Source organism: Kitasatospora sp. NPDC048298, from assembly GCF_043201465.1.
Classification (GTDB): domain Bacteria; phylum Actinomycetota; class Actinomycetes; order Streptomycetales; family Streptomycetaceae; genus Kitasatospora.
Genome location: NZ_JBICYZ010000064.1, coordinates 26,709 through 39,914, shown reverse-complemented (window position 1 = coordinate 39,914; position 13,206 = coordinate 26,709). Strand labels below are relative to the sequence as shown.

Below are 13,206 nucleotides of genomic sequence, written 5' to 3'. Positions count from 1 at the left end.
TCCGCGGCGCCTCGACGGCCCGCGGTTCACTCGTTGGTCGGCCCGAAGGCCCGAAGGCCGGTCGGACCGGTCCTGATCGGACCGGCGGCAGCCGGTCAGACCGCGGACAGTCCGGCCCGCTCCTCCACCAGCCCGGCGATCCGGTCGATCACCTGCTCCAGTGTGAGGTCGCTGGTGTCCACCAGGACCGCGTCCGCGGCCTGGGTCAGCGGGGCCGTCTTCCGCGAGGAGTCGGCGGCGTCGCGGCGGGCGAGGTCGGCGGCCATCGCGGTGATGGTCGCCTCGTCCACGCCCTTGGCGCGCAGCTCGGCCGCCCGACGGGCGGCCCGTGCCTCCTCGGAGGCGGTCAGGAAGACCTTGACGGTGGCGTCCGGGAACACCACGCTCCCCATGTCCCGGCCCTCTGCGACGATGCCGCGCTCGGCGACCTCGGCGCAGCCGCGCTGGAGCTCCACCAGCCGGGACCGTACGGCCGGCACCGCGGACACGGCGCTGACCTTGGCGGTCACCTCGGGGCCGCGGATCGGGCCGGACACGTCCTGGCCGTCCACCGTGATGGTGGGGCCGTCGGCGTCGGTGCCCGAGACGATCACCGGCTTGCCGCACGCGACGGCCACGGCCTCCGGGTCGTCGACGTCGACGTCGTTGGCCAGCATCCACCAGGTCATCGCCCGGTACATGGCGCCGGTGTCCAGGAAGCTCAGGCCCAGCCTGGCGGCGACCGCCCGCGAGACGGTCGACTTGCCGGAGCCGGAGGGTCCGTCGATGGCGACGACGACCGGGGCGTGCGCTCGGTCGGCAGTGTCCACGGGGCGAACCTCTCTCTGAGCATGGGAACCGGAGCCTGGGCAGGCTGACGGCCGGGATTGTCTCCACTCAAGGTTAATGGACCGCCGACGTGACCCACTCCGCACCGTCCGGCCCGACCGGTCGACCCGGCCCCCGACCCCCGACCCCGACCCCGACCAGTCGTCCCTGATCAGTCCATCCCGACCAGTCGGTACCGACCGCCCCCGGCCGCTACCCCGCCGCCTCCAGCACCGCCGTCCCCAGCCGCGGCCGCAGGTACTCCCCGTCCCGTTCGACCCCGAGGACCCCGCCGACCAGCACCATCGGCACCTCCCGCCCCAGCACCTCCCACACGAACGGCACGCTCGACAGGTGCGACGGGAAGTCGTTCACCTCGAACGCCTCCTGGTGGTACTCGCGACCCGCCGCCTCCCGCCAGTCGAAGGAGCGCCGCAGCCTGGGCCCGTCAGGCGTCTGGGTGTGGGCAAGGAAGGCGGTGAGCCAACCGGTCACCCGGGGCCCTCCGGACATCTCTCGCCACTTGAACAGCGAGCGCCAGAACTCCTCGTCCACCGGACCGCCGGCCGCCGTCGCGGCGATCTCGTCCACCACCGGCCGCAGCTGCGCGAACCACGGCGCCAGCCAGCCGAAGCGTCCCGCCAGCGCGCCCACCCCGGCCGCCAACCGCGCCCAGTCCCCGGCCGTGCCCTCCAGCCGCACCCTCGGGATCCCGCAGCGGGTCTCCCAGCGGAAGTCGTAGTACGGACTGACCACGTCCATCAGCGCCACCAGCGCCGAGGAGGCGTCGTCCGGCGTCGTGGTGGAGAAGTCCGGCCGGAACAGGTCCACCAGCTCCGCGCCGACGGCCGCCGCGAGCGGCTCCCGCACCAGTCGGACCGATCGCGACCAGTCCGGCTCCGACCAACCCGCCGACGGCCCCGCCAGGGTGTCGTCCCGCACCACGATCGGGCCCCGTCGCCCGCCGACGGCACCGAACAGCGCCCGGTAGCGCGGCGGGTACATCCGTACGTGCACCGCGACCTCGTGCACCACCGCGTACCAGAGCACGTCCGGGGACAGGCTCAGCGGCAGGTGCTCGGCGAACGCGGCGTGGGCGGCCCGCAGCAGCAGGCTGAAGGTCGGCTCCGGCTCGGCGAACTCCGGGTACGGCGGTACGGGCCGGAGCCGCTCGTACATCACCTCGACGCTGCGGTGGCGGATCAGGTGCCCTCCGCCCAGCACCGCCCGCAGGAACCGCTCGTTCCCGAGGTCCACCAGGCCTCCGGCGAACCCGTGCCCGGTCTCCCCCAACGGCAAGTCGATGATCACACCCGCCCCCTCCCCGGAACGCCCCACCCCGGAAACGTCTGCCCCGGGCACGTCCGCCCCGGGCTCGGCGACTCAGTCCCGGACGCTCCAGCCGCTCGCCCGCAACGCCTTGGTCAGCCGCTTCACCGCCGTCGGCGCCACCGACAGCTGGACGAAGCCGACCTGCTGCCCGGTCGAGTGCTCGATGACGACGTCCTCGATGTTGACCCCGGCGTCGCCGACCTCCCCGAACAGCCGGCCCAGCTCGCCCGGCTGGTCGCCCAGCACGACCGCCACGGTCTCGTACCGGGTGGGCGGCGCGCCGTGCTTGCCGGGGATGCGGGCCTGGCCGGTGTTGCCGCGCCGCATGACCGCCTCGATCCCGGCCGCGCCCGCCTGGCGCTCGCTCTCCTCGACCGCCTCCATCGCGCGCAGCGCGGTGACCGTCTCGCCGAGGTCGCGGGCGACCCCCTCCAGGACGTCCGCGACCGCACCCGCGTTGGCGGAGAGGATGTCGACCCACATGCCGGGGTTGGAGGCGGCGATCCTGGTGACGTCGCGCACGCCCTGGCCGGAGAGCCTTATGGCGGTCTCGTCTGCGTTCTCCAGCCGGGCCGCGACCAGCGAGGAGACCAGCTGCGGGGCGTGCGAGACCAGGGCGACCGCCCGGTCGTGCTCGGCCGCGTCCATCACGATCGGCACCGCTCCGCAGAGCGCGACCAGTTCCAGCGCGGCGTTGAGCGTCTCGGTGTCGGTGTCCGCGCTCGGGGTGAGCACCCAGGGGCGGCCCTCGAAGATGTCGGCGCGCGCGGCCAGCGGACCGGAGCGCTCGCGGCCGGCCATCGGGTGACTACCGATGTAGTGGACGGTGTCGCAGCCCAGCTCGGCGATCTCGCTGCGCGGTCCGGCCTTCACACTGGCGACGTCGGTGTACCAGTGCGCCAGGTTGCGGCGCTGGCAGTCGGCGAGCACGCTGCCGACCAGCGCGGGCGGGACGGCGATGATCGCCAGGTCGACCGGGCCGTCGACCGGGTCGGTGGTGCCGGCGCCGAGCGACTCGGCGGTGCGGGCCGCGTCCGGGTCCGCGTCCTCCAGATGGACGGTCAGCCCGCGAGCGGTCAGGGCGAGCGCGGCGGAGGTGCCGATCAGTCCGGTGCCGACGACGACGGCAGTGCGCATGGCGGGTCGCTCTCCTCATCACGATTCTCGACAGGTGCCGGGACCGTCCGGGAGCACCCGCGCCCCATCCTCCCTCATCAACCGCGCCGAAGTCCCCACCCGGCGCCCGGCAACCGGGACGACGGTCCGGCAGCTTCCGGCACCGGCAACCGCGACGGGCCCGCCCCCGTCCCACACAGTGCACTCACGCCGCACCGGAAATCCTGCGACGCCCGCCCCCGAGCCGGGCAGACTGGCCGCCCGGGGGAAGGCGACGGACAGGCCGGAACCCGCGCGGCACGACCAGCGGCAAACGGCAAACGGCAAACGGCAAACGACGAGTAACAAGCGACACGCACGAGCGACAAGCGACAAACGACGAGCGCCACGCGGCGGGCGACACGCGAACGAAGGGGTTGCGCATGGACGATCAGCACAGCGGCCGGAGCGGGCAGTCGAAACCGCCGGCCGTACCGGCCCACCCGTCGGCCCTGGACTCCGTCGTGGTGTACGCCGAGGGCGCGGTGTGCCGCCGACGGGCCACCGTCCCGCTCCCGCCCGGCGGCCGGCTGCGGCTGACCGGCCTGCCCGCCGCCCTGGACGGCCGCTCGCTGCGCGCCCGGGTGCTCGCCGGACCGGCCGGCACCGCGGTCACCGAGGCCCGGCTGGAACGACTCGCCGAACTCCGCGAACCGAACGAACTTCCGGACCTGCAGCGGGCCCTGGAGGAGGCCGCCGAACGCCGCAGCGCGCTCGCCGAGCGCCTCCGACTGGTCCTGGCCGCGATCGCCGAGACGGCCGCGCTGCGCGCCGTCCCGCCGCAGCGCCGACGCGACGAACCGCTGCGCCGCACGCCCGCCGACGCCTGGCTGGAGCTCGCCGACTTCGTCGACGAGCGGCTGGCCCGGCTGCAGGAGCGCGCCGAGGAGCTCACCCAGGAGCTGGAACTCGCCGACCACGAACGCGACCTGGCCGCCGACCGGCTGGAGCGGGCGTCCACGGCCGATCGGGCCGAAGCGGTCGGGACCAGCACTACCGTCCTGCTCACCCTCACCACCGCAGGCACCCCCGACGCCACCACGGCGGACACCGCCGAAGGCGCCGCCCCCGGCAGCGACCACCTCGACCTGGAACTGGAGTACGGCGTCCCCGCCGCCCGCTGGGTGCCCGCCTACCGGCTGTCCTACCGGACCGGCTCCGACACCGCCCACCTGGTCCTGCGCGCCGCCGTCGCCCAGCGCACCGGCGAGGACTGGACGGGCGTGCGCCTCGCCCTGTCCACCGCCGACCTCGACCGCCGCACCGACCTGCCCCGGCTCGCCTCGCTGCGGATCGGCCGCAGCCAGCCCGCCCCGCCGCCCTCCGGCTGGCGGGAGCCCCCGGCCGGCCTGACCGACCTCTTCACCGGCTACGACGCGGCCGGCTCCGACCGCCCCGCGCCGCGCCGCGCGCCCCACCTCGACCTGTACCGCCCGATCGCCGCCGCCGCCGTGGCCCCGACACCTTCCCCCGTCCTGGCCACCGCCCGCTCCGCCCGTCTCGGCGGCGCCCGTCCGGGCGGTCCCCGGGCCGAGGCCTTCGCGGCCGACGACCAGATCGCCCCCGCCGCCGGACCGTACGGCGGTGGCCTGCTGAGCGCCGACCAGCCGATGCCCCCGCCCCCGGGCGCCCCCGGCGGCTTCGCCGGCTACGGCGCCCCACCACCGCCACCGGCCCCGGTCGCCCCCGCGGCGCCGCTGCCGAAGGCCCCGGGCGGCCTCCCACCCACGGAAGCCCGTCGCCGCGCCGGCCACGCCGCCCCGCCCACGGAGGCCGGCCTCGCCCCGGACGCCGCCCTGCTCGACTACCCCGACCTCGTCCTGGCCGGCCCCGAGGAGCCCGCCGGCCGGCGCGGCACCCTGCATCCCCGCGCCGAGCGGACCGAGCGCGCGGAGGCGTTCTGGACACCGCCCGGCGCCGGCGGCACCAGCCGGCTCCGTGACCTCGCCCTGCCCCGGCACGCCGTCCCGCCCCGCGAGTCGGCCGGCTCCTTCGACCACCGCTTCGACGCCGCCGCCCCCGCCGACATCCCGTCCGACGGCACCTGGCACACCGTCACCGTCGGCGAGATCCCGCTCGCCGTCCGGCCCGAGTACGTCACCGTCCCCGCCGTCGAGGAGAAGGTGTACGCGACCCTGGTGCTCGCCAACCGCACCGACCAGGCCGTCCTGGCCGGCCCGGCCGAGGTCACCGTTGACGACGAGTTCCTGCTGACCGCCGCCCTGCCCACCCTGGCGCCCGGCGGCACCCGGCGGCTGGGCATCGGCGTCACCGAGAGCATCGAGGTGGCGCGCCGCACCGAACTGCACGAGTCCACCACCGGCATGCTGAAGGGCAACAGCACCGTCCTCGACCACCGGGTGCACGTCCTGCTGGCGAACCGGCTCGGACGCGCCGTCACGGTGGAGGTCCGCGAACGGGTGCCGGTCACCTCCGACGCCGAGATCCGGATCGAGGAACGGGCCGACTGGCACGCCCCGACCGTCTCCACCCCGGACTGCCCGCCCAGCACCCGGCTCTGGCGGGTCGACCTGCCGCCGGGCGGCCGCACCGAACTGGACGGCGGCTACCTGATCAAGATCCCGGCCGGAAAGGCCATCGTCGGCGGAAACCGGAGGAACTGAGCGATGACCGTCGAGACCCTTCCCCTCCCCGTCACCGCCGTGACCTGCCTGGAGGACCGCAGCCAGGTCGAGCGCACCAGGACGGTCGGGCTCGCCGCGGGCGTGCAGCGGCTGCGCCTCGGCCCGCTCACCGCCCTCGCCGTCGACCGCACCCTGCGCGTCGAGTCCGCCACCGACGGCGTCCGCGTGCTGGACGCCCGGCTGGTGCGCAGCTGGGCCCCGCGCGCCCCGCTGCCGCCCGGCCCGGAGGACTCGGAACTGCGCCACCGGCTGCACCGGCTGGACGCCGAGACCCGGCTGGCCGACCAGACCCGGGCCCGGCTGGACGCCCGGCTGGCCCTGCTCGCTCAGCTGTCCGCCGATCTCCTGCGCGAGATCGGCGAGGGCGCCGGCCTCGGCGAGCTCGAACCCAACCGCTGGGCCAGGGAGCTCGGCCGGGTGGACGCCGAGCGGGAGCGCTACGGCGAGGAACTGCGCGCCACCCACTCCCGCCTGCGCCGCCTGGAGCAGGAACGCTCGCAGGCCCTGACCGCCCTGGACGAGGCCGAGGAGGAACCGGTCGAGCTGACCGCCCACCTGGAGCTCACCGTCGAGGCGGCGCGGCCCGGCCCCGCCGAGCTGACCGTCTCCCACCTGGTGCCCTGCGCACTGTGGCGCCCCTCCTACCGGGCGACCCTGGACGGCGGCGAGCTGCGCCTGGAGTCGGAGGCGGTGGTCTGGCAGCGCACCGGCGAGGACTGGACGAACGCCCGGCTCACCTTCTCCACCGCCCGCTCCGCCCTCGCCGCCGCCCCGCCCGCGGTCGCCGAGGACGTCCTGGTGCTGCGCGAACGCACCGACGAGGAGCGCCGTACGGTCGAGGTCGAGCTGCGCGAGGAGGCGGTCGCCACCCTGGGCCCGGCCTCCGGGGTGCCGGGCGTGGACGACGGCGGCGAGGTCCGGGTGCTGCCCGCCCCCGCGCCCGCGACGGTGCCCTCCGACGGCCGCGCGCACCGGGTGCCGCTGGGCTCCTTCACCGGCCCGGCGACCGGCGAGTACGCCTGTGCCCCGGAGCTGTCCCCGCTGGTCACCCAGGTGGTTCGGTTCCGCAACGCGGCCGGACACCCGCTGCTGTCCGGCCCGGTCGAGCTGGTCCGCGGCAGCGGCTTCACCGGCCGCGGGGAGCTGCGCTTCTCCGCCGCCGGCGCCGAGGCCGAACTGTCCTTCGGCAGCTCGGACGGCTACCGGGTGGTCCGGGAGACCGAGGAGCGCCAGGCCACCGGCGGCCTCACCGGCCGCCAGACCACCACCCGGACGGTCCGGCTGCACCTGTCCCGCTTCTCCGGCCCGGAGGAGCACGACGAGCGGGTCGTCACGGTGCGCGAGCGGGTCCCGGTCTCCGAGGTGTCGGCGGTCGAGGTACGGCTGCGCAAGGAGGACTGCTCCCCGGCACCGGACTCCTTCGACTCCGAGGGCATCGTCCGCTGGAACGTCCCGCTCGCCCCCGGCGCCCGGCGCACCCTCACCCTGGTGTACGAGGTGTCGGCCTCGGCCAAGGTGGCCGGGCTCTGACCGCTGCGGCCGGTCGGTGGCGGACACCGCCGTGGCGATGACGGCCGCTCAGGACCAAACCGGAGACAACGGGTAGAAAAGGAAGCATGATCCTCCACCTTGCTCCCCTGGACGACTGGCTGGCCGACCCCGGTCGCCCGTACGCCACCGCGTCGCTGCTCACCGACGGGTTCATCCACTGCTCGGCGGACGAGCAGACGGCGCTCGCGGTGGCCAACGCCTTCTTCGCCGACACCCCCGACCCACTGATGGTGCTGCTGATCGAGGAGTCACTGGTGGAGCCGATGGTGAAGTGGGAGGCCCCGCACGGCGCCCCGCCGCCCGGGGCCACCCCCGGCGTGCTGTTCCCGCACATCTACGGGCGACTGAACCGCACCGCCGTGGTCGGCCTGGAGAAGGTCGAGCGCGGCCCGGACGGCCGCTGGGCCTCGCTCAGCCCCTGGAGCTGACGGGGGCGCGGCCGGGAAAAGTTATGACAATTCCCGTGGATCCCGTGGTTCCGGCGACTCCCGCCGAACACACGGGCCGCCACGACTCCGCGAACGGCCACAACCCCCGGGAAAAGTTATGACTTTTCTCGAAGATCCCGTGGTTCCGGCGGCTCCCGCCGAACACGCGGACTGTCGCAACACCGCGGACAACCACGCCCCCGCACCCGTCGCGACGCCAGGAATTGTCACAACATTCCCTACAGCCACCCCCGCTCCCGGGCCGCCATCCCGGCCTGGAAGCGGGTGGTGGCACCCAGCGAGCGCATCAGGCTCTGGAGTCGGCGCTGGGTGGTCCGGGCGCTCCAGCCGAGCGACCGTGCGATCGACTCGTCGGTGAGCCCGGCCGCCAGCAGGCCCAGCAGCTTGCGGTGGTCGGCCTCCGGCCCCGACGGGGCGTCCCCGGTGCCGGCCTCCGCCTGCAACCGCACGGCCCGCTCCCACTCCGCCTCGAACAGCGTGTCCAGCGCCTGGAGCAGGGCCGAGGGGTGGATCACGTACGCGGCGTCCAGCACGCTGTCGCCGACGCTGATCGGAATGATCGCCATCCGGTCGTCCGAGATGATCATCTTCATCGGCAGCGTCGGCCGGACGCGCGCCTCCTCGCCGTCCGCGACGCCGACCAGGATGTTCTTCTCCAGCCGCCCCGGCCAGGCCACCGCCTCCCGGTCGTAGACCGTCCGGAACTTCACACCCTCGCGCAACCGCCGCCGCTGCAGGGGCATCGGTGCCACCGGGTCCTGGATGTACGGCGGGCGGTCGAAGCCGCGCACCTGGTACTGGCTGGTCTCGGTGATGTGCTCCAGCCGCTGCGCGATCGCCTCGCCGCCCGTCAGCACCTCCACGGAGTGCGCCGGGTCGGTGTACCGCGAAGCCTCCCGGAAGGCGTCCATCAGCCGGTGCATCTCGGCCCGGGCGTAGCGCAGTTCCGACTCCCGGTGGCCGATCAGGGTGCCGATCGCGACGTCCGGCGGCACCGGCAGGTAGCGGTGCCGGTCCACCGGCGCCCGGGTGGCCATGCCCTGCTGCGCCAACCGGTCCAGTGCGCGCACGCTCTGCTGGAACGTCAGCCCACAGCTCTCCGCCAGTTCCTCCGCCGTGGACTGCGGGTTGGCCACCAGCGCCGCGTAGACCTGCCCGTCCGGCTCCGCCAGTCCCAGCGCGCCGAGGGCCTGTCCGCCGGCCCGTCCCAGTGCTGCATCGGACACGACGCCCTCTCCCCCTGCTCGCCCGTTCCCGTTGGCCCTGTCCAGTCGGCCCGGCCCCGCCCCGACCCCGCACGCCGCGCGTACCGGCGCCGCCCCGTGCCGACGCGGTCCCGTACTGGCGCGGTCCCGCCACACGGCGGGGTGGTGCTCCGGTGGCCATCCTCGGCCACGGATCATGACGCTGACAAGGCCGTGACCAGCGGTTGCGTCCCGGCTCACACGACTCGTCCGAAACGTGGACATCCGCACCCGAACGCCCGCGTGCCACTCCCACCCCAGCCCACACCACCCCACCGCGGCTCCCACACCCGCCCCACACCCCCGCCCCCGAGAACGCCGGAGCCCCCGGCCGCAGCGCGCGTGCGTCCGGGGGCTCCGGTGGAGCGGAAGGGCCTACAGGCCGACCTCGTGCATCAGCTGACCGACCTCCGGGTTGGTCAGCCGGCGCAGCCAGCCCGACTTCTGGTCGCCCAGGGCGATCGGGCCGAAGTGGGTCCGCACCAGCTTCTCGACCGGGAAGCCGACCTCGGCCAGCATCCGGCGGACGATGTGCTTGCGGCCCTCGTGCAGGGTCACCTCGACCAGGTAGTTCTTGCCGACGTTGGAGATCACCTTGAAGCTGTCGGCACGCGCGTAGCCGTCCTCCAGCTCCACGCCCTGGGCGAGCTGCTTGCCCAGGTCGCGCGGGATCGGGCCCTGGATCGCGGCCAGGTAGGTCTTGGTCACGCCGTAGCGCGGGTGGGTCAGACGGTGGGCCAGCTCGCCGTGGTTGGTGAGCAGGATGATGCCCTCGGTCTCGGTGTCCAGGCGGCCCACGTGGAACAGCCGGGTCTCCCGGTTGGTCACGTAGTCGCCCAGGCACTGGCGGCCGTCCGGGTCCTCCATGGTGGAGACCACGCCGGCCGGCTTGTTCAGCGCGAAGAACAGGTAGGACTGGGTGGCGACGGTCAGACCGTCCACCTTGATCTCGTCCTTCTGCGGGTCGACCCGCTTGCCCTGCTCGGTGACGCGCTTGCCGTTGACCTCGACCCGGCCCTGCTCGATCAGCTCCTCGCAGGCGCGACGGCTGCCGACGCCGGCCCGGGCCAGCACCTTCTGGAGGCGCTCGCCCTCGGGCTCGCCGAAGGTCTTGGGCAGCTTGACGGCGGGCTTGTCGTGCCGGGCGAGGACGGCGTCCTCGATCTTGGCCTGGAGCTCGCGGGAGCGCTGCGGCTGACGGCGCGGGTCGCCCGGGGCGCCCTGGCCCTCGCGACGCGGACGCGGGGCCGGGCCGGGGCGCCGGCCGGCGTAGCCGCCGCGGGCCGGGGTGGCGTTGGGGCCGCCGCCGTACTCGGGGCGGTCGTACTTGCGCTCCTCGGGCCGCAGCGGGCGGTCCGGGTAGCGCTGGTCGTCGCGACGGTCGTCCCGGCGCCCCTCGCGCCGGTCGTCACGACCGTACGAGCCCGAACCCGAGCCGCCACGACCGCTCCCGCCGCCGTACGAACCCCCGCGCGAGCCCGAGCCGCCGCGACCGCTGCCGCCGCCGTAGGAGCTGCCGCCCCGGCCCCCGCCCTGTCCGCTGCGACCGCTCCCGCCGCCGCTGCTGTTCCTGCCGTTGCCACTGCTACGCATCAAAGTGTCCGTACGTCGTTCCGTCTGGGATGTGCGGTCGTTTCGGCCGACCTCACCGCCCCCTACCGATCGGGCCCGGCCCGACCGGCCTCGCCACTGCCGTCCGCGGCCTGCGCGGCAGCGGCGGCGACCGCCTCCGCGATCATCGTGCCCTCCAGGGACTCCGCTTCCACGTCGTCGACCTCGGGCAGGAAGGGAGCGAGCTCCGGCAGCTCGTCCAGGCCGCGGAGCCCCATCCGTTCCAGGAAGTAGTTCGTCGTCCGATACAGGATCGCACCTGTTTCGGGCTCGGATCCGGCCTCTTCCACCAGTCCTCGCTGTACCAGGGTACGCATCACGCCGTCACAGTTCACACCGCGGACTGCGGAAACCCGCGATCTGGACACCGGCTGCCGGTAGGCGACCACCGCGAGGGTCTCCAGCGCGGCCTGGCTGAGCCGGGTCTGCTGGCCGTCCAGGAGGAACCGGTCGACGGCCGCGGAGCAGGTGTCCCGGCTGTAGAACCGCCAGCCGCCCGCGACCAGCCGCAGGTCGAAGCCGCGGCCCTGGGCCGCGTACTCGGCGGACAGCTCGCGCAGCGCCGCGGCCACCTCGGCCCGGGGCCGTTCCAGCACCCCGGCCAGCCGCTCCTCCGCCACCGGCTCGTCGACGACCATCAGGACGGCCTCCAGGTCGGCCCGCAGCCCGGCGTCGGCGGGGCCCACGGCACCGGAAGTCGACGGGGCCGACTTCTGGTGCACGACACGCACCTCCGCCCCCACCCCGGCCGGCTCCACGGACTCCGCCGACCCGTCCGACCCGACCGGCTCCACTCGCACCCCGGGCCCCACCGGCTCCCCGGGCTCCCCAGGCCCCACCGGCCCCACCGGCTCCCCGGGCTCCACCACCCCCGCCGTCCCCACGGCCTCCACCGGCTCCGGCAACAGCTCGAAGACCGGCTCCAGCCACTCCTCGGCCCGCGGCCGCCCCGGCAGCCCCAGCGGGCGCCGCACCGGCCGCCCGCCCTCGTTCCCACCGCTCGTCACCGCTCCTCCTCCTCCTCGACCTCGCCGGCCGGCCGGTCGAACTCGTCCGTCACCTCGACCGCCTCCCGGCCCTCCTCGGCCACCCAGCGCACCAGCAGCTCGCCGAGCGCCTCCGGCTGCTCGAAGGCGAGCACCCGCTCCCGGTACAGCTCCAGCAGCGCCAGGAAGCGGGCGACCACCACCAGGTCGTCCGGCGCGTCCTCGACCAGCCGCTGGAACGAGGCCTCGCCCAGCTCGGTGAGCAGCCCCACGACCAGCCCGGCCTGCTCGCGCACGCTCACCGGCGGGGTGTGGATGTGGTCCACGTACACGACCGGCGCGGGCCTGGGCTCCATCGCCTTGGCCGCCAGCTCGGCGAGCCCCTGCGGCCCGACGGTGAGCACGACCTCGGGCAGCAGCTCGGCGTGCCGGGGTTCCAGGGCGGCCGTCCGGGGCCGGCGCAGCAGCTCGGCCGCCCAGCGCTCGCCGAACAGTGCCGCCGCCCGCTTGTACGCCCGGTACTGGAGCAGTCGCGCGAACAGCAGGTCACGGGCCTCCAGCAGGGCGATGTCCGCCTCGTCCTCGACCTCGGCCACGGGCAGCAGCCGGGCGGCCTTGAGGTCGAGCAGGGTGGCGGCCACCACCAGGAACTCGGTCGTCGCGTCCAGGTCCCAGTCCGGGCCCATCGCCCGGATGTGCGCCATGAACTCGTCCGTCACCGTGGCCAACGCCACTTCGGTGACGTCCAGCTTGTGCTTGGCGATCAGGCTGAGCAGCAGGTCGAAGGGGCCCTCGAAGTTGTCCAGTCGTACCCGGAAGCCGCCCCGCGACTCGTCCTCGGTCGATCTCACGGCAGTGGCGGCTGGTTCGGCGGTACTGGGCATGGCGGTACTGGGCATGGCGGTCCATCTTCACCCGTCCCGGCCGCCGGCCCCGCCCCGGGGCCACCCGACACGCCGTCCCGCCGGGCCCGGACCGGACGACCACCCGGCACCCACGGGCCGGTACGAGGCCCTCGGAACGCGCGCCCGCCCCGACTGTCCGACCAACCGTCCGACCAACCGACCGTCCGACGGGACGACTACCCGACGGACCGACCATCCGACCGCAGAGCCCCGCCAGAAGCCCCCCACGCCCCCAGGAGCGGCCCCGCGGCGCCCGACACGCCCCCTCGTGCCCCGAGGCCCGCCCCGGCCCCGCCCCGCACCCCTGAGGCCTCTCGCCTACCCCTCCAGCGTCCGCCGGCACCGCCGACACCCGGCGCCCCACCGCTCGACCGGCGGCCTCCCCACGCCGGGCCCGCGGCCCCCTCGACGCCCGATGCAAACCCGTCGGCCGCCCTCCACACCGCGTACCACTCAGCGCCTGACGCTCAGCACGCACCGCTCAGCGCGCACCACTCAGCACACAACGCACCACTCGGCGC

The 13,206-nt window shown here is 74.9% G+C and carries 10 protein-coding genes; 3 read left to right on the top strand and 7 right to left on the bottom strand.

Annotated features, from left to right (window positions below):
* Positions 1-95: 95 nt before the first annotated feature.
* From cmk to ACGF0D_RS34250, 3 genes are all read right to left on the bottom strand, one after another.
* Entirely contained in the window at positions 96-809 is a 714-nt protein-coding gene (gene cmk / locus ACGF0D_RS34260) for a (d)CMP kinase (RefSeq protein WP_392922892.1), read from the bottom strand.
* 211 nt (positions 810-1,020) lie between these two features.
* Entirely contained in the window at positions 1,021-2,118 is a 1,098-nt protein-coding gene (locus tag ACGF0D_RS34255; RefSeq protein ID WP_392882775.1) for a DUF4419 domain-containing protein, read from the bottom strand.
* Between the two features lie 72 nt (positions 2,119-2,190).
* Positions 2,191-3,276, bottom strand: a complete 1,086-nt coding sequence (locus ACGF0D_RS34250; RefSeq protein WP_392882773.1) for a prephenate dehydrogenase — start codon at positions 3,274-3,276, stop codon at positions 2,191-2,193.
* A gap of 401 nt (positions 3,277-3,677) precedes the next feature.
* On the opposite strand from ACGF0D_RS34250, the gene ACGF0D_RS34245 reads away from it, so the two are divergent.
* The 3 genes from ACGF0D_RS34245 to ACGF0D_RS34235 all read left to right on the top strand — a co-directional run bounded on the left by ACGF0D_RS34245 (position 3,678) and on the right by ACGF0D_RS34235 (position 7,918).
* Positions 3,678-5,918: a DUF4139 domain-containing protein gene (locus tag ACGF0D_RS34245; protein WP_392922889.1), complete on the top strand. Its 2,241-nt coding sequence runs from the start codon at positions 3,678-3,680 to the stop codon at positions 5,916-5,918.
* A gap of 3 nt (positions 5,919-5,921) precedes the next feature.
* Complete coding sequence (locus ACGF0D_RS34240) at positions 5,922-7,469, top strand: mucoidy inhibitor MuiA family protein (RefSeq protein WP_392922887.1); 1,548 nt, start codon at positions 5,922-5,924, stop codon at positions 7,467-7,469.
* Positions 7,470-7,555: 86 nt separating this feature from the next.
* Positions 7,556-7,918: a DUF952 domain-containing protein gene (locus tag ACGF0D_RS34235; RefSeq protein WP_224284232.1), complete on the top strand. Its 363-nt coding sequence runs from the start codon at positions 7,556-7,558 to the stop codon at positions 7,916-7,918.
* A 239-nt stretch (positions 7,919-8,157) separates the two neighbouring features.
* Here the strand turns inward: ACGF0D_RS34235 and ACGF0D_RS34230 are convergent, their stop codons facing one another.
* From ACGF0D_RS34230 to ACGF0D_RS34215, 4 genes are all read right to left on the bottom strand, one after another.
* On the bottom strand, positions 8,158-9,165 hold the full coding sequence (locus ACGF0D_RS34230) for a helix-turn-helix domain-containing protein (protein ID WP_392922884.1): 1,008 nt from the start codon (positions 9,163-9,165) through the stop codon (positions 8,158-8,160).
* 393 nt (positions 9,166-9,558) lie between these two features.
* The gene (locus tag ACGF0D_RS34225; RefSeq protein WP_392882763.1) at positions 9,559-10,776 is read right to left on the bottom strand and encodes a pseudouridine synthase; all 1,218 of its coding nucleotides are present in this window, start codon (positions 10,774-10,776) and stop codon (positions 9,559-9,561) included.
* A 62-nt stretch (positions 10,777-10,838) separates the two neighbouring features.
* The gene (locus ACGF0D_RS34220) at positions 10,839-11,432 is read right to left on the bottom strand and encodes an SMC-Scp complex subunit ScpB (protein ID WP_392882995.1); all 594 of its coding nucleotides are present in this window, start codon (positions 11,430-11,432) and stop codon (positions 10,839-10,841) included.
* A 365-nt stretch (positions 11,433-11,797) separates the two neighbouring features.
* Positions 11,798-12,679, bottom strand: coding sequence for a segregation and condensation protein A (locus tag ACGF0D_RS34215; RefSeq protein WP_392922881.1), 882 nt, complete (start codon positions 12,677-12,679; stop codon positions 11,798-11,800).
* Positions 12,680-13,206: the final 527 nt, after the last annotated feature.